Source organism: Thauera sp. (assembly GCF_034003485.1).
In the GTDB taxonomy this organism is placed as follows: Bacteria; Pseudomonadota; Gammaproteobacteria; order Burkholderiales; family Rhodocyclaceae; genus Thauera.
Window position 1 is genome coordinate 32,311 of record NZ_JAVEYL010000022.1, and the last position, 16,068, is coordinate 48,378.

The window sequence follows — 16,068 nt, forward strand, 5'->3', positions numbered from 1 at the left end:
GTCATCGAGCCTGCGGGGTGTGCGGAGCCGGTCGCGCGCCAGCGAGCGGGCGCGCGACCGGTCTCAGCCGGCGAGGCGGGCGAAGGCCTCGACCACCTCGGGCGGCGCCTGCACCAGTTCGACCAGCACGCCTTCGCCACCGATGGGGAACTCGTCGTTGCCCTTGGGATGCAGGAAGGTGATGTCGAAGCCCGCCGCGCCGCGGCGGATGCCACCCGGGGCGAAGCGCACGCCGTTGGCGCCCAGCCATTCCACCGCCCTGGGCAGGTCGTCCACCCATAGGCCGACGTGGTTGAGCGGGGTGGTGTGCACCGCGGGCTTCTTCTCCGGGTCGAGGGGTTGCATCAGGTCGACCTCTACCTTGAACGGACCGCTGCCCATGGCGCAGATGTCCTCGTCGACGTTCTCGCGTTCCGACACGAAATTGCCGGTGACTTCGAGGCCAAGCATGTCGACCCACAGGGTCTTGAGCTTTTCCTTGCTCGGACCGCCGATGGCGATCTGCTGGATGCCGAGGATCTTGAAGGGGCGTTGGGACATGGCAGCTTCCTGTTTTGCTGAAGTCGAGAATTCATAATTATAACGGCGGCAGGCCGCTTCCGAGCACCCTCGCGATGTCCTGCGCGCTCACTGCCATTCGACCTGCGCCGAGAACAGATAGCCCGCGCCGTACACTGTCTTGATCATCTTCGGATTCTGCGGGTCGTCGTCGAGCTTGCGGCGCAGGCGCGAGATACGCACGTCGATGCTGCGATCGAACGGATCGACGTCGCGTTCGCCGAGCAGTTGTTCGCGCGACAGGATCTTGTTCGGCCGCCGCAGCAGGGTGGCGAGCAGGCCGGCCTCGGCCGCCGACAGCGAGATCTCGCGTCCGTCCGGGGCGGTCAGGGCGTGCCGGCTGGCGTCGAAGTGCCAGCCTCCGAAGCGCGCGAGGTTGCGCTCGCTTGCCGCCTCGGCCGCGGGTGCGCGCTGGTAGCGGCGCAGGATCGAGCGCACTCGTGCAACCAGTTCGCGTGGCTCGAAGGGTTTGACGATGTAGTCGTCCGCACCCAGTTCGAGGCCGAGCACGCGGTCGGTGACGTCGTTGCGCCCGGTCAGGATCAGCACGGCGCAGGGGCTGCCATCCTGCAGTTCGCGCACGACCTGCATGCCGTCCATGTCGGGCAGGCCGAGGTCGACGATGCACAGGTCGGGCGCGGACTGGCGGGCGCGGGCGAGCAACTGGCGTCCGGTGCTCATATGCTCGCAGCGAAAGCCGTATTCGGCGAGGTTCATGCAGATCAGGCGCGCGATCTCGGGGTCGTCCTCGAGTACGAACAGCGTGGGCTGGGAAGGGGGGGCTTGGAAAGCGTCGGTCGGGCTCAGGGGCATTGCGGCTCGGCCTCCTTGGCAGGTTTGGGGCTCAGCAGGGCAGATAGTGCGGCGGCAAGCATCTGCTGGTCGAAGGGCTTGCGCAGCGTGGGTACGTCATCGGGGACCTCGTCCACCGGTGAGACTTCGCTGGCGTAGCCGGTCACCAGCAGGATCGGCAAGCCGGGACGCAGCGCCCGCGCATGGCGCGCGAGATCCCGCCCGCCGATACCGCCCGGCATCACCGTGTCGCTGACCAGCAGGGCGATGTCGCTGACGTTGTGCAGCAGGCCGAGGGCTTCGACCCCGTCGGCCGCCTCGATGACGGCATAGCCAAGGCCGGTCAGCTGCATGCGGACAACCTTGCGGACTTCCGGCTCGTCCTCGACCACCAGTACGGGGCCTTCCAGCGCCGGATGCGGCCCGGGCGCTACCGTGGCCGTGCGCTCGTTGCTCGCGTGGGCGCTGGTGGTGGGCAGCACGAAGCGCACATGAGTGCCGCTGCCGGGGGTGCTGCGGATGCGGATGTTGCCACCCGATTGGCGCACGAAGCCGTACACCATCGATAGTCCCAGGCCACTGCCGCTGCCGAAGGGCTTGGTGGTGAAGAAGGGCTCGAACACGCGCTGCAGCACTGCCGCGTCGATGCCCTTGCCGGTGTCGCTGATGTCGATCTGCACGTAGTCGCCGGGTGGCACCTCGACCACCTTGGCGAGGGCAGGGTCGAACTGGCGCAGTGCGCCCGCAATCGTCAGTTCGCCGCCCTCGAGCATGGCATCGCGGGCGTTGATCGCGAGGTTGAGAATGGCATTCTCGAGCTGGTGCGGGTCGACCAGGGCATGCAGGGGCGCGCTGGGCAGGCGGAGGTGGATGCGGATCGTTTCACCGAGCGTGCGCGCGAGCAGGTGGGTCATGTTGTGGACCAGCGCGCCGACTTCGACTGCAGTCGGTTCGAGCGTCTGGCGGCGCGAGAACGTGAGGAGCCGCCGGATCAACTCTGCGCCGCGCCGCGCCGCCTGCAGCGAGGGATCGACGAACTCTGCGCCGGCACCGCTGCCCACGCGCTGCTGCAGGGCGGACAGGTTGCCGATGATGATGGTGAGCAGGTTGTTGAAGTCGTGCGCGAGACCGCCGGTGAGCTGACCCACGGCCTCCATCTTTTGCGCCTGGACCAGAGCGGCCTGGCTCGCCTTCTGCTCGGTGATGTCGATCGACATCACGAAGAAGCCGACCGTCTTTCCTTCGCCGTCGAGTTCGGGGACGACGACGCTGCGGGCATGCACGATGCGACCGTCGACGCGCTGGCGCGCGTATTCGTAGCTGACCTGCTCGCCCTCGCGGGCGCGGTCGAGATGCGGCCGGATCTGTTCGAAGGTTTCAAGGCCGAACACGTCCACGAGGTTGCGCCCGGTGATCGCGTCCTTGGTGAGTCCGAACCACTCCGCGTAGCCCTTGTTGGCGAAGCGGTAGATGTTGTCGCGGTCAACGTAGGCGATCAGCGCAGGGATCGAGTCGATGATCAGCTGCAGACGGTTTTCGCTCCGACGCAGCGCATCGGCGATGTCGTCGATCTCGATGTTGGCCTGGGCGAGGCGGGTGTTTGCGGCCTCGAGTTCGGACGTGCGTTCGCGCACCCGCGCCTCGAGCTGCGCATTCTGCTCCTCGATCACCTCGGCGTAGCGGCGCTGCTCCGTGATGTCGGTCCATAGCGACACGAAGCCGAGGTTGGGGATCGGCACGCCGCGTACCGCGAGGATGCGGCCGTTGGGGCGCGCGCGTTCGACGTAGTGAGGCTGGAAGCTGCGGGCGGCGGCGACGCGCTCGCGCACCAGGGTGTCGACGTCGCCCGGGCCGTATTCGCCGCGCTCGGCGTTAAAGCGCGCGAAGTCCTCGAAAGGCGTGCCGACGCGCACCATGGACTCGGGGAAGTCCAGCAGGCGCAGCATCGCCTTGTTCCAGGTCACCAGCTTCGGCGTGGCGTCGAACACCGCGATTGCCTGGTCGAGCAGATCCAGGCCGGCGAGCAGCAGGTCATAACGCCGGCGTTGCTCGGGCGACAGGGCGGAATAGGGAATGCCTTCCTGTTCGGCTTTCGCCATGGGCGGCGGTCTCCGTCGTGATTATTGTCCGTGCGATCTTTGCACAAAGCCGGGGCCGGCGGGCGCGTCGCGTTGGGCCAGTTGCGCGCGGAAGCGTTCGGGCGACACACCGGACCAGGATACGAACGCGCGATAGAAGGTCGAGGTGTCGGCGTAACCCAGGTCAGCGGCGATGCGGGCGATTGGCTGCGTGGTCTTGGTCAGGCGGGCATAGGCGATGTCACGCCGGGTGGCGTCCTTGATGGTCCGGAAGCTCGCGCCCTCTTCCTCGAGCCGCCGGTGCAAGGTGCGTGGCGACAGGTGCAGGCGATCGGCGACCTGCTCGAGCGCGAGGTTCGTCGGCAGGGCGTCTCGCAGCAGGTCGCGGACGCGGAACACCATCTCGCGATCGCGCCGGTACAGCATCGAGATCTTGCCCGGCGCGCCGTCGAGGAAGCCGGCGAGCGCGGCTTCGTCGCGACGCAGGGGCAACTCGAGCAGGTTGGCCTGCAGGCGGGCGGCGAGCTTTGGTGCGTCGAAGCTCGAGTGCTCGGTGTACACGAGCGCGTAGTCCGCGGCGTGGGCGGGCCGAGTGTAGGGAAAGCTCACTGCGTCGAGCGCCAGACCGCGACCGACGAACCAGCTCGCCACCCCGTGCAGCAGACGCAGCAGCCATTCGTAGGCGAATACACGTCCCGGTGCATCGCGCTCGGTGCCAAGGCTGCCGGCGTCGTCGAGAATGATCTCGGCACGCGCGCCGTCACGCTTCAATTCGATCCGGAACGCCGGCAGCACGATGCGCAGGAAGCGGATGGCGCGCTGAAGGGCCTCTTCGAGCGTGGGCGCACCGAGCATGCCGCGACACAGGAACTCGAAGCTGCCACGCGGCATCGGCTGGGGCAGCAACCCGAAGGCCTCGTCGCCGAGCGCCTCGATGCACAGGTTGTAGAGCAGGGCATAGCGCTCGACCGGGATGCGACTGGCGGGATCTGCAAGGTCGATGCCGGCCCGGGAGAGCAGGGGCGCGGCGTCGTTGCCGTGCCGCAGCATGCCCGCCAGCATGCCGGTGACGAAGCCCATCGCCACCGTGGTGCCTCTGCGGCTGGTGCGCGATGGCTGGGCGCCCGGCGGCGGAGCAGGAGTCGATGTGGAGGGCTGAATGGGCACGACTGGCCTGGATCTGGTACAGATTGGCGGATTTTGCATGATTGGAGTCCGCAAGCGCAATGGCAATCGGGTTCGCAGCCTTCTAAGATTGCAGGGTTAGCCATTTGGCTCCTGGCTCGACCCCTTCAACCGGAGATGACCGACATGACCGATCTGAGCGTTGCGCACAAGCTCTCGCCCTACAAGCCGAAGAACAAGGTGCGTTTCGTCACCGCTGCGGCACTGTTCGATGGCCACGACGCCTCGATCAACATCATGCGGCGCATCCTGCAATCGACCGGCTCCGAGGTCATCCACCTCGGCCACAACCGCTCGGTGGGCGAAATCGTCAATGCCGCGCTGCAGGAAGACGTGCAGGGCATCGCCATCACCTCCTACCAGGGTGGCCACGTCGAGTTCTTCAAGTACATGATCGACCTGCTCAAGGCCAACGGCGGCGAGAACATCAAGGTGTTCGGCGGCGGTGGCGGCGTCATCGTGCCCTCCGAGATCCGTGAGCTGCACGACTACGGCGTCACCCACATCTTCTCGCCCGAAGACGGCGCCAAGATGGGCCTGCAGGGCATGATCAACAGCGTGGTCGAGCGTTGCGACGTCGATGTCACCAAGGCTGCGCCGCACAAAGCCGACGCAGTGCTCAAGGCGCTCGCCGCCGGCGACCGTCGGGCTCAGTTGCGTAACCTCGCCAAGATCATCACCGCGCTGGAAAACGGCGGCTACGGCGATGACGTCAAGAAGGCGCTGATCGACGCCGCGGCCAAGACCAAGGTGCCGACCCTGGGCATCACCGGTACCGGCGGCGCGGGCAAGTCCTCGCTGACCGACGAGCTGGTGCGCCGCTTCCGCCTCGATCAGGACGACAAGCTCAAGCTCGCGATCGTCTCCATCGACCCCTCGCGCAAGCGCACCGGCGGTGCGCTGCTCGGCGACCGCATCCGCATGAACGCGATCGAGCACGACAACATCTACATGCGCTCGCTCGCCACCCGCGACACCGGCTCGGAAGTCTCGGCCGCGCTGCCCGAAGTCATCGCCGCGTGCAAGCTGGCGGGCTTCGACCTGGTCGTCGTCGAGACCTCGGGCATCGGCCAGGGCAACGCCGCGATCGTGCCCTTCGTCGATCTGTCGCTGTACGTGATGACGCCGGAGTTCGGCGCCGCGAGCCAGCTCGAGAAGATCGACATGCTCGACTTCGCCGACTTCGTGGCGATCAACAAGTTCGACCGCAAGGGCGCTCTGGACGCGCTGCGCGACGTGCGCAAGCAGTACCAGCGCAACCGCGAGCTGTTCAGCCAGAACACCGACGAGATGCCGGTGTTCGGCACCATGGCGGCGCGCTTCAACGATGACGGCGTCACCGCGCTGTACCAGGCGATGCTGCCGGCGCTGGTGGGCAAGGGGCTCAAGGTCGCCAAGAGCAAGCTGCCGGTGGTGGCGGTGAAGGCCTCCTCCGAGGGGCGCGCCATCGTCCCCGCCGAGCGCATCCGCTATCTGGCCGACATCGCCGACACGGTGCGCGGCTATCACAAGCACATCGAGCAGCAGGCGCGCGTGGCGCGCGAGCGCCAGTCGCTGAAGATCGCCAAGGGCCTGTTCGAGCAGTGCGGCAAGGACGCGGGCTCGTTTGCCGAGATGATCGACTGGAAGGACGGCGAGCTCACCCCGGCCGCCAGGAAGCTGCTCGACATGTGGCCGAAGACGCGCGAGCTCTATGCCGCCGACGAGTACGTGGTGAAGATCCGCGACAAGGAGATCCGCACCCAGCTCACCAGCACCTCGCTGTCGGGCAGCAAGATCCGCAAGGTGGCGCTGCCCAACTTCGAGGACGCGGGCGAGACGCTCAAGTTCCTGATGAAGGAAAACGTCCCCGGCTCCTTCCCCTTCACCGCCGGCGTGTTCGCGTTCAAGCGCGAGGGCGAGGACCCCACCCGCATGTTCGCGGGCGAGGGCGACGCCTTCCGCACCAACCGCCGCTTCAAGCGGGTCTCCGAGGGCATGCCGGCGCACCGCCTGTCGACCGCGTTCGACTCGGTGACGCTGTACGGCTGCGACCCCGACCCGCGTCCGGACATCTACGGCAAGATCGGCAACTCCGGCGTCAGCATTGCCACGCTCGACGACATGAAGGTGCTCTACGACGGCTTCGACCTGTGTGCGCCGACCACCTCGGTGTCGATGACGATCAACGGCCCGGCGCCGATCATCCTCGCCTTCTTCTTCAACACCGCGCTCGACCAGCAGGTCGTCAAGTTCAAGGCCGACAACGGCCGTGAGCCGACCGAGGACGAGGTGCAGAAGATCAAGGAATGGACGCTGTCGACCGTGCGCGGCACGGTACAGGCCGACATCCTGAAGGAAGACCAGGGCCAGAACACCTGCATCTTCAGCACCGAGTTCGCGTTGAAGATGATGGGCGACATCCAGGAGTTCTTCGTCCATAACAAGGTGCAGAACTTCTACTCGGTGTCGATCTCCGGCTACCACATCGCCGAGGCCGGCGCGAATCCGATCAGCCAGCTCGCGTTCACGCTGTCGAACGGCTTCACCTACGTCGAGAGCTATCTGGCGCGCGGCATGCACATCGACGACTTCGCGCCCAACCTGAGCTTCTTCTTCAGCAACGGCATGGACCCGGAATACTCGGTGATCGGCCGCGTCGCCCGCCGCATCTGGGCGGTGGCGATGAAGAACAAGTACGGCGCCAACGAGCGCAGCCAGAAGCTGAAGTACCACGTGCAGACGTCCGGCCGCTCGCTGCATGCGCAGGAGATGGACTTCAACGACATCCGCACCACGCTGCAGGCGCTGATCGCGATCTACGACAACTGCAACTCGCTGCACACCAACGCCTACGACGAGGCGATCACCACGCCGACCGAAGAGTCCGTGCGGCGCGCGATGGCGATCCAGTTGATCATCAACCGCGAGTGGGGCCTGGCCAAGAACGAGAACCCGAACCAGGGCGCCTTCATCATCGAGGAGCTCACCGACCTCGTCGAAGAGGCCGTGCTCAAGGAGTTCGAGGCCATCGCATCCCGCGGCGGCGTGCTCGGCGCGATGGAGACCGGCTACCAGCGTGGCAAGATCCAGGAGGAGTCGCTCTACTACGAGCACAAGAAGCACGACGGCTCCTACCCGATCATCGGCGTGAACACCTTCCTCAACCCGAAGGGCCAGGCGCAGCAGGAGATCGAGCTGGCGCGTTCGACCGAGGAAGAGAAGCAGGGCCAGTTGAAGCGCCTGGCGGACTTCCACGCCCGCAACAAGGCCGAGGCACCCAAGTGGCAGGCCAGGCTGCAGCAAGCCGTCATCGACAACACCAACGTGTTCGAGGTGCTGGTCGACGCGGTGCGCTACTGCTCGCTCGGCCAGATCACCGAGGCGCTGTACAAGGTCGGCGGCCAGTACCGGCGCAGCATGTAAGCAGAATCAGGATCCTCCCCCTCTCCCAATCTGGGACACGGCGCTTCGGCGCCGTTTTTTTTCGCGGCGGCCGACGCCGTGAGGGGGCGCTAGAATGCGCGTACTCCTGCCTTGGCCACAGATACGCCATGAATCTAACCACCCCTGCGCTGCTGTTTCCGGCGATCTCGCTGTTGCTGCTGGCTTACACCAACCGCTTCCTCACCCTCGCACAGGTGATTCGCCAGCTCAACGCCTCGAGCGACCGCGGCGCGCCGCTCGTGCAGTGCCAGATTCCCGGACTCAAGCGACGGATCACGCTCACGCAGTACATGCAGGGCTTCGGCGTGCTGAGTTTTTTGCTGTGTGCGCTGTCGATGTTTGCGCTGTTCGTCGACGCACAGCGCGCGGGGCAGTGGATGTTCGGGGCCAGCATCGTGACCCTCGCGCTGTCGCTGGTGATGTCGCTGATCGAGGTGCTGATCTCGACCGAGGCGCTGTCGCTGGTGGTGCGGGATCTGGAGCAGGCTGCCCGCACCGGGGGCGGGCAGCCCTGACGGAGGCCGATTTCAGCGGCTCGTGAGCTTCAGTTCGATGCGACGGTTGCGCGCGTAAGCTTCTTCGGTGTTGCCCGCATCGAGCGCGTGGAATTCGCCATAGCCAGTGGCGGCGAGGCGCTGGGGCGGGATGCCCTGGCCGCGCAGGAACTTGACGATGGCCAGCGCGCGCGCGGTGGACAATTCCCAGTTCGACGGGAAGCGCGCATTCGAGATTGGCCGGCGGTCGGTGTGGCCGTCAACCTGCAGCACCCAGGGCAGGTCGTTCGGAATTTCGGCAGCGAGTGTCTTCAGCGTCTCGGCCAGGCGGGTGAGCTGGATCATGCCGTCCGCGCTGACTTCGTCAGAGGCGGTGGGGAACAGCACCTCGCTCGAGAACACGAAGCGGTCGCCCACGATCTGGATGTCCTTGCGTTCGCCGAGCACCGCCTGCAGGCGACCGAAGAATTCCGAACGGTAGCGCGAGAGCTCCGTCACGCGCGCGGCGAGCGCGAGGTTGAGCTCGCGGCCGAGCTCCTCGATCTTCAAGTCCTTGTCCTTGGCCGCGAGCTTGGCGGCGTCGAGCGCGGCATTGAGCTGCTCGAGCTGCTCGCGAACGGCGGCGAGCTGGCGGTTGAGCAGCTCCACCTGCGCAATCGCGGCGGCGGACATTTCCTGCTGTTCCTTGAGCCCACGCTCCGACGTGTCGAGCGCGCTGGCCAGGCGCGCGGCTTCGGCTTCGAGTTCGGCCTTCAGGCGCTGCAGCGCGGCGATGTCGGTGGCGAGGCGGGCGGCCTCTTCGCGCTGGGTCTTGGCTTCGTCCTGTGCGGCGTGCAATTCGCCGCGTGCGGCGAGGATCTCGTTGCCGAGTGCTTCGCGTTCGCGCTCGGAGGTGATGAGCGAGGCGGAGAGCTCGCCGACCTTGACCTCGGCGCGTTCGCGCGCAGTTTGCGTCAGGCTCAGGGTCTGGGCGAGCGCGGCGAGCTCGGCGTTGAGCTGCGCGAGTGCGCGGTCGCGGCCGCTGACCGCGTCGGCGAGCACGAACTGGCCGATCACGAAGATCAGGATCACGAACACCATCACCATCAAGAGCGAGGCGATGGCGTCGACGAAGCCGGGCCAGAAATCGAGCGGCCGGCGGCGGGCGAGGCGGGCCATGGCTTATTCCACCCGGCTGTTGCCGGCACCACCGAGCGCGGCGCCGATGGTGCGCGACAGCAGGCGCAGTTCAGCGCGCAGGTCTTCGGAGAATTGCGTGCCCTGGGCGGGTTGCTGCGCAAGCTGGCGGATCAGGCCGCGCAGGTCGTCCTGGGAGGCCGACAGCGTCGACAGGTCGCGTGATTCGCGGGTGATCAAGTCGGCCAGGCGGGTGAGCTGGTTGTTGAGCTCGCCCAGGTGTTCGGCGGTGGCGCGGCGTTCGCGTTCGGACTCCACCGCAGAGCGCTGCATGCGCTCGATGCTCTCGGCGGTCTGTTCGAGCAGCGCCTGTACGTAAGCGGGCACGTTGCCTTCGCCTTCCATGCCCACGCCCGAGGGCAGCTTGGTGATGTGCGAGAGCCATTCCTCGAGCTCGTTGTAGAAGCGGTTCTGCGCATGGCCCGATTGCAGGTCGAGAAAGCCGACGATCAGCGAGCCGGCAAGACCGAACAGCGAGGTCGAGAAGCTGGTCGCCATGCCGCCCAGCGGCGCGTCGAGCTTGGACTTGAGGGCCTCGAACATCGCCACCGGGTCGGTGCCGACGCTCATGCCGCCGATGATCTCGCCGATCGAACGGATGGTGGTGAGCAGACCCCAGAAAGTGCCGAGCAGGCCAAGGAAGATGAGCAGGCCGATCAGGTAGCGCGAGAGGTCGCGCTGTTCCTCGAGACGGATCTGCACGCTGTCGAGGATGGAGCGGGTGGAGGCGGGCGACAGGTGGAACTGGCCGCGCTTGCGGCTCGACAGCAGTCGCGCCATCGGTGCCAGCAGCACCGGGCGCAGTCGACCCTGCAGCGCGTCGGGGTCGGCGCTGTGAAAGTCTTCGATCCACAGCACTTCGCGCTGAAGGCGCCAGACCTGGCGCAGGTTGACCACGATGCCGACCGCCAGCACGAACAGGATCACCCCGTTGAAAGCAGCATTGGCGACGAAGGCGTGCTTGAGTTGCGGTACGAGCACGGCGGCGAGGACCGCCACCAGCGCGAGAAAGACAGCCATCCAGGTGGTGACGTGGACGGGTTTGGTGAATTCCTTGCGTTCCATCGAGGAATTTTCCTGAGTGCGTGACGTCGTGCTGCCACCCATTCCAGGGGCGGGCGCATCGTCGGGAGTCTAGCGCGAATCCTGCAGGTTTCTGAAGAAATCGCGCGGTTTGTCAGGCGAATCCGCTCCATCGGACACGTTTGGGGAATTCACTGACGATGGCGATTTTTGAGGTCGCGAGGCGCCGCCTGACCCGACCTGCAACAATTCACTACATTCCACAAACAGTTGCGCAAAGGTGGCTTGCCACACTCCAGCCTGAACTGGATCGGACGCGCTTTCGCGTCCCGCCCGGGCCTTCTACGAATACACCCATGGCCCGGGTGCGGAGACAGAAGGAACAAGACCAAAGGAGGAGTGTGGAATGGACACACGCACGAGCGCGTCCGACCACGTGCAGGGCGATGCGGGACTGGACACCTTCCCGCGTTACCTGATGCACCACGCGAAAGTTCGCCCACAGCGCCCGGCGATGCGCGAGAAGGAATACGGCATCTGGCAGACCTACACCTGGGCGCAGGTGGCCGAAAACGTGCGTGCCATTGCCTGCGGGCTGGCGCAGCTCGGCTTCAAGCGCGGTGACCGCCTGGCCGTGGTCGGGGACAACCGGCCGCGTCTGTACTGGTCGGTTGCCGCCTGCCAGTGTCTCGGTGGCATCCCGGTGATGATGTATCAGGACGCCGTGGCCCAGGAAATGGTCTATGTGCTCCAGGACGCCGAGATCAAGTTCGCCATCGTCGAGGATCAGGAGCAGGTCGACAAGATGCTCGAGATCCTGCCCGAGGCGCCGATGCTCGAGCACGTGATCTACGACGACGCGCGTGGAATGCGTCACTACACCCAGACGGTGCTGATGGGCCTGGACGAGCTGCAGGAGATGGGGCGGATCCACGACCGCAACCAGTCGGACTTCCTCGATGGCGAGATCGCCAAGGGTGCCTCCGACGACATCTCGATCATGCTGTATACCTCGGGCACCACCGGCAAGCCCAAGGGCGTGTGCCAGACCCACGGCGCCTTCATCGCCGCGGCGCGCGGCGGCATGCAGTTCGACAAGCTCACCGACAAGGAAGACATCCTGTCCTACCTGCCGATGGCGTGGGTGGGCGACCACCTGTTCTCGTTCGCGCAGGCGATGGTGGCCGGGTTCACGATCAACTGCCCGGAGTCGGGCGAGACGGTGATGACCGACCTGCGCGAGATCGGCCCGACGTACTACTTCGCTCCGCCGCGCGTGTTCGAGAACCTGCTCACCCAGGTGATGATCCGCATGGAAGACGCCGGCAGCCTCAAGCGCAGGATCTTCCATCATTTCATGGACGTCGCCCGCCGCTGCGGCGCCGACATCCTCGACGGCAAGCCGGTGTCGGGTGGCGACCGCTTCCAGTACTGGCTGGGCAACCTGCTGGTGTATGGCCCGCTCAAGAACGTGCTCGGCATGAGCCGCATCCGCGTGGCCTACACCGCCGGCGCGGCGATCGGCCCCGACCTGTTCCGCTTCTACCGCTCGATCGGCATCAACCTCAAGCAGCTCTACGGCCAGACCGAGACCTGCGCCTACGTGTGCCTGCAGCCCGACGGCCAGATCAAGCTGGATTCGGTCGGCAAGCCCGCACCCTTCGTCGAGGTCAAGCTCGCCGACAACGGCGAGATCCTGGTCAAGGGGCCGATGCTGCTCAAGGCCTACTACAAGCGCCCGGATGCCACTGCCGAGTCGATCAATGCTGACGGCTATTTCATGACTGGCGACGCCGGCTTCTTCGACGAGGACGGGCACCTCAAGATCATCGATCGCGCCAAGGACGTCGGCAAGATGGCCGACGGCACGATGTTCGCGCCCAACTACATCGAGAACAAGCTCAAGTTCTTCCAGCACATCAAGGAAGCGGTGACCTTCGGCGCGGGCAAGGAGTTCGCCACCGCCTTCATCAACATCGACCTCGAGGCCGTGGGCAACTGGGCCGAGAAGAAGGGCATGGCCTATTCGGGCTACACCGACCTCGCCCAGCAGGCGGCGGTGTACGAGCTGATCCGCGACTGCGTCGAGAAGGTCAATGCCGACCTCGCCGCCGACCCCAACATGAGCGGCTCGCAGATCAAGCGCTTCCTGATCCTGCACAAGGAGCTCGACGCCGATGACGGCGAGCTCACCCGCACCCGCAAGGTGCGGCGCAACTTCGTTGCCGAGAAATACGACGTGCTGGTCGGCGCGATGTTCGAAGGCAGGAAGAGCCAGTTCATCGAGACCCAGGTCAAGTACGAGGACGGCCGCACCGGCAAGATCTCGGCCGACCTGCGCATCGAGGAAGTGAAGACCTTTGCGCCGCAGGCCGGCAAGCGCGCGGCCTGAGGACACGAGCAATGGACATGACCGACATGAATTCCGCGACCGCCAACACCGCACCGGGTCGGCGCCAGGGCGAGGTCATCCTCGACCTGCAGAACATCTCGCTGCGCTTTGGCGGCGTGAAGGCGCTGACCGACATCAGCTTCAACGTCCGCGAGCACGAGATCCGCTCGATCATCGGCCCCAACGGTGCCGGCAAGAGCTCGATGCTCAACGTGATCAACGGCGTCTACCACCCGCAGGAGGGCCGCATCATGTATCGCGGCCACGAACGCAAGCGCCTCGAGCCCTACATGGCGGCGCGCCAGGGCATCGCCCGCACCTTCCAGAACATCGCACTGTTCAAGGGCATGAGCGTGCTCGACAACATCATGACCGGGCGCAACCTGAAGATGAAATCCAACATCTTCCAGCAGGCGTTGTTCTGGGGCGCGGCGCAGAAGGAGGAGATCGCCCACCGCGAGAAGGTCGAGGAGGTGATCGACTTCCTCGAGATCCAGAACGTGCGCAAGACCCCGGTCGGCCAGCTCCCCTACGGCCTGCAGAAGCGCGTCGAACTCGGCCGCGCGCTGGCCGCCGAGCCGTCGCTGCTGCTGCTCGACGAGCCGATGGCGGGCATGAACGTGGAGGAGAAGCAGGACATGTGCCGCTTCATCCTCGACGTCAATGACCAGTTCGGCACCACCATCGTGCTGATCGAGCACGACATGGGCGTGGTGATGGACATCTCCGATCGTGTCGTGGTTCTGGATTACGGCAAGAAGATCGGCGACGGCGCGCCCGACGAGGTGCGCAACAACGAAGACGTCATCAGTGCCTATCTCGGCACGTCGCACTGAACGGGGAACACCATGGGATTCTTTCTTGAAACCTTGTTCGGCGGGTTGATGGCCGGCATGTTGTACTCCTTGATCGCACTGGGCTTCGTGCTGATCTACAAGGCCTCGGGCGTGTTCAACTTTGCCCAGGGCGCGATGGTGCTGTTCGCTGCGCTGGCGATGTCACGCTTCGCGGAGTGGATTCCGCAGTGGCTGGGCTTCGAGAGCCTGCTGCTCGCCAACCTGCTCGCCTTCATCGCCGCGATGGCGCTGATGGTGGTGCTGGCGTGGGCGATCGAGCGCCTGTGCCTGTCCAAGCTGGTCAACCAGGAAGGCATCACGCTGCTGATGGCCACGCTCGGCATCGCCTATTTCCTCGACGGCTTCGGCCAGACCCTGTTCGGCAGCGACATCTACAACATCAACGTCGGCATGCCCAAGGATCCGGCTTTCATCCTCGAGGGCACGTTCGAGGGTGGCGTGATGATCAGCAAGGAAGACCTCGTCGCCGCGGCGATCGCCGCGCTGCTGGTGGTGGTGCTGGCGCTGTTCTTCCAGAAGACCAAGACCGGCCGCGCCCTGCGCGCGGTGGCGGACGACCACCAGGCCGCGCAGTCGATCGGCATCCCGCTCAACAAGATCTGGGTCATCGTGTGGTCGGTCGCGGGCTTCGCCGCGCTGGTCGCCGGCATCATCTGGGGCTCCAAGCTCGGCGTGCAATTCACGCTCTCGCTGGTGGCGCTCAAGGCTCTGCCGGTGGTGATCCTCGGCGGCCTGACCTCGGTGCCGGGCGCCATCATCGGCGGCCTCATCATCGGTGTCGGCGAGAAGCTGTCGGAGATCTACATCGGGCCGATGCTCGGTGGCGGCATCGAAATATGGTTCGCCTACGTGCTTGCGCTGGGTTTCCTGCTGGTCCGCCCGCAGGGGCTGTTCGGCGAGAAGATCATCGATCGCGTCTGACGCGGCTACCGACTCCGGGAGAACATCCGAATGCTGTACAGAGAAAATGGCCAGTTCAAGACGAGCTACGCGGCCGATCAACAAATCTTCCCGATCTTCCAGGAGCGCTGGGCGATGGCCCTGCTGCTGCTGGTCGCCTTCGTGGTCCTGCCGCTGGTCGGCTCCGAATACTGGTTCCGCGCCATCCTGATTCCCTTCCTGATCCTGTCGCTGGCGGCGCTGGGTCTGAACATCCTGGTCGGCTACTGCGGCCAGATCTCGCTCGGTACCGGCGCCTTCATGGCCGTGGGCGCGTATGCGGCCTACAACTTCATGGTCCGCATCGAGGACATGCCGCTGATCGTGGCGATGCTGCTCGGTGGCCTGTCGGCGACCGTGATCGGCGTGCTGTTCGGCATCCCGTCGCTGCGCATCAAGGGCTTGTACCTGGCGGTGGCGACGCTGGCGGCGCAGTTCTTCACCGACTGGGCCTTCCTGCGCATCGGCTGGTTCACCAACAACTCGTCGTCCGGTTCGGTCAGCATGGCCCGCCTCGACGTGTTCGGTGTGCCGATCGAGTCGCCGGTCAGCAAGTACCTGTTCGTGCTGACGGTGGTGTGCGTGTTCGCGCTGATGGCCAAGAACCTGGTGCGCAGCGCCATCGGCCGGCAGTGGATGGCGATCCGCGACATGGACGTGGCCGCGGCGGTGATCGGCATCCGCCCGATGTACGCCAAGCTGAGCGCGTTCGCGGTGAGCTCCTTCATCGTCGGCGTGGCCGGCGTGCTGTGGGCCTTCGTCCACCTCGGCGCGTGGGAGCCGGCGGCGTTCTCGATCGACCGTTCCTTCCAGTTGCTGTTCATGGTCATCATCGGCGGACTGGGTTCGATCGCGGGTGCATTCCTGGGCGCGGGCTTCATCGTGCTGCTGCCGCTCGCGCTCGACCAGATCCCGCACCTGCTCGGCATCCCGCTCTCCACGGCGACGATCACGCACCTGGTGCACATGATCTTCGGCGCCCTGATCGTCTTCTTCCTGATCGTCGAGCCGCACGGCCTGGCGAAGCTGTGGAGCGTGGGCAAGCAGAAGCTGCGGCTGTGGCCCTTCCCCCATTGATGCAGCGCCGCCCGGGTGCTGGGGGCCGGGCAGAAGTGGTTGTCGCAGGGATGCACCAACCGGCATGGACG

The 16,068-nt window shown here is 65.7% G+C and carries 12 protein-coding genes; 6 read left to right on the forward strand and 6 right to left on the reverse strand.

Translation table 11 applies throughout. The annotated features are described in order from the left end of the window. Window positions 1-63: 63 nt before the first annotated feature. From RBT54_RS13060 to RBT54_RS13075, 4 genes are all read right to left on the reverse strand, one after another. A complete protein-coding gene (locus RBT54_RS13060; RefSeq protein WP_320367510.1) occupies window positions 64-540 on the reverse strand; it encodes a VOC family protein in 477 nt (158 codons plus the stop codon). An 87-nt stretch (window positions 541-627) separates the two neighbouring features. After that, entirely contained in the window at window positions 628-1,371 is a 744-nt protein-coding gene (locus tag RBT54_RS13065) for a response regulator transcription factor (protein ID WP_320367511.1), read from the reverse strand. Beyond that, window positions 1,362-3,449, reverse strand: coding sequence for a PAS-domain containing protein (locus RBT54_RS13070; protein ID WP_320367512.1), 2,088 nt, complete (start codon window positions 3,447-3,449; stop codon window positions 1,362-1,364). The genes RBT54_RS13065 and RBT54_RS13070 overlap by 10 nt, the downstream gene beginning before the upstream one ends. Before the next feature lie 21 nt (window positions 3,450-3,470). Further along, the gene (locus tag RBT54_RS13075) at window positions 3,471-4,508 is read right to left on the reverse strand and encodes an AraC family transcriptional regulator (RefSeq protein WP_320367535.1); all 1,038 of its coding nucleotides are present in this window, start codon (window positions 4,506-4,508) and stop codon (window positions 3,471-3,473) included. 231 nt (window positions 4,509-4,739) lie between these two features. Here RBT54_RS13075 and icmF point away from each other — a divergent pair, with 231 nt between their 5' ends. Then, window positions 4,740-8,018: a fused isobutyryl-CoA mutase/GTPase IcmF gene (gene icmF, locus RBT54_RS13080; protein ID WP_320367513.1), complete on the forward strand. Its 3,279-nt coding sequence runs from the start codon at window positions 4,740-4,742 to the stop codon at window positions 8,016-8,018. A 128-nt stretch (window positions 8,019-8,146) separates the two neighbouring features. After that, window positions 8,147-8,554 (forward strand): DUF2721 domain-containing protein, encoded by a 408-nt coding sequence (locus RBT54_RS13085; RefSeq protein ID WP_320367514.1) that lies wholly within the window; start codon window positions 8,147-8,149, stop codon window positions 8,552-8,554. 12 nt (window positions 8,555-8,566) lie between these two features. On the opposite strand, the gene RBT54_RS13090 is transcribed toward RBT54_RS13085, so the two are convergent. Together RBT54_RS13090 and RBT54_RS13095 are read right to left on the reverse strand one after the other, a co-directional pair. Further along, the gene (locus tag RBT54_RS13090) at window positions 8,567-9,691 is read right to left on the reverse strand and encodes a peptidoglycan -binding protein (RefSeq protein ID WP_320367515.1); all 1,125 of its coding nucleotides are present in this window, start codon (window positions 9,689-9,691) and stop codon (window positions 8,567-8,569) included. A gap of 3 nt (window positions 9,692-9,694) precedes the next feature. After that, window positions 9,695-10,774, reverse strand: coding sequence for a flagellar motor protein MotA (locus RBT54_RS13095; protein ID WP_320367516.1), 1,080 nt, complete (start codon window positions 10,772-10,774; stop codon window positions 9,695-9,697). Window positions 10,775-11,138: 364 nt separating this feature from the next. Here RBT54_RS13095 and RBT54_RS13100 point away from each other — a divergent pair, with 364 nt between their 5' ends. From RBT54_RS13100 to RBT54_RS13115, 4 genes are read left to right on the forward strand one after another with little or no spacing between them, the layout of a single operon-like run. Continuing rightward, window positions 11,139-13,124, forward strand: coding sequence for an AMP-dependent synthetase/ligase (locus RBT54_RS13100; RefSeq protein ID WP_320367517.1), 1,986 nt, complete (start codon window positions 11,139-11,141; stop codon window positions 13,122-13,124). An 11-nt stretch (window positions 13,125-13,135) separates the two neighbouring features. Next, complete coding sequence (locus RBT54_RS13105) at window positions 13,136-13,960, forward strand: ABC transporter ATP-binding protein (RefSeq protein ID WP_413788451.1); 825 nt, start codon at window positions 13,136-13,138, stop codon at window positions 13,958-13,960. A gap of 12 nt (window positions 13,961-13,972) precedes the next feature. Beyond that, on the forward strand, window positions 13,973-14,902 hold the full coding sequence (locus tag RBT54_RS13110) for a branched-chain amino acid ABC transporter permease (RefSeq protein ID WP_320367519.1): 930 nt from the start codon (window positions 13,973-13,975) through the stop codon (window positions 14,900-14,902). A 30-nt stretch (window positions 14,903-14,932) separates the two neighbouring features. After that, window positions 14,933-15,997, forward strand: coding sequence for a branched-chain amino acid ABC transporter permease (locus RBT54_RS13115; RefSeq protein WP_320367520.1), 1,065 nt, complete (start codon window positions 14,933-14,935; stop codon window positions 15,995-15,997). The last annotated feature ends 71 nt before the right edge of the window (window positions 15,998-16,068 follow it).

Coding starts and splice junctions, on each gene's coding strand:
- RBT54_RS13060 (WP_320367510.1), bottom strand. CDS start 540: ATGTCCCAACGCCCCTTCAAGATCCTCGGCATCCAGCAGATCGCCATC.
- RBT54_RS13065 (WP_320367511.1), bottom strand. CDS start 1,371: ATGCCCCTGAGCCCGACCGACGCTTTCCAAGCCCCCCCTTCCCAGCCC.
- RBT54_RS13070 (WP_320367512.1), bottom strand. CDS start 3,449: ATGGCGAAAGCCGAACAGGAAGGCATTCCCTATTCCGCCCTGTCGCCC.
- RBT54_RS13075 (WP_320367535.1), bottom strand. CDS start 4,508: ATGGGCTTCGTCACCGGCATGCTGGCGGGCATGCTGCGGCACGGCAAC.
- icmF (WP_320367513.1), top strand. CDS start 4,740: ATGACCGATCTGAGCGTTGCGCACAAGCTCTCGCCCTACAAGCCGAAG.
- RBT54_RS13085 (WP_320367514.1), top strand. CDS start 8,147: ATGAATCTAACCACCCCTGCGCTGCTGTTTCCGGCGATCTCGCTGTTG.
- RBT54_RS13090 (WP_320367515.1), bottom strand. CDS start 9,691: ATGGCCCGCCTCGCCCGCCGCCGGCCGCTCGATTTCTGGCCCGGCTTC.
- RBT54_RS13095 (WP_320367516.1), bottom strand. CDS start 10,774: ATGGAACGCAAGGAATTCACCAAACCCGTCCACGTCACCACCTGGATG.
- RBT54_RS13100 (WP_320367517.1), top strand. CDS start 11,139: ATGGACACACGCACGAGCGCGTCCGACCACGTGCAGGGCGATGCGGGA.
- RBT54_RS13105 (WP_413788451.1), top strand. CDS start 13,136: ATGGACATGACCGACATGAATTCCGCGACCGCCAACACCGCACCGGGT.
- RBT54_RS13110 (WP_320367519.1), top strand. CDS start 13,973: ATGGGATTCTTTCTTGAAACCTTGTTCGGCGGGTTGATGGCCGGCATG.
- RBT54_RS13115 (WP_320367520.1), top strand. CDS start 14,933: ATGCTGTACAGAGAAAATGGCCAGTTCAAGACGAGCTACGCGGCCGAT.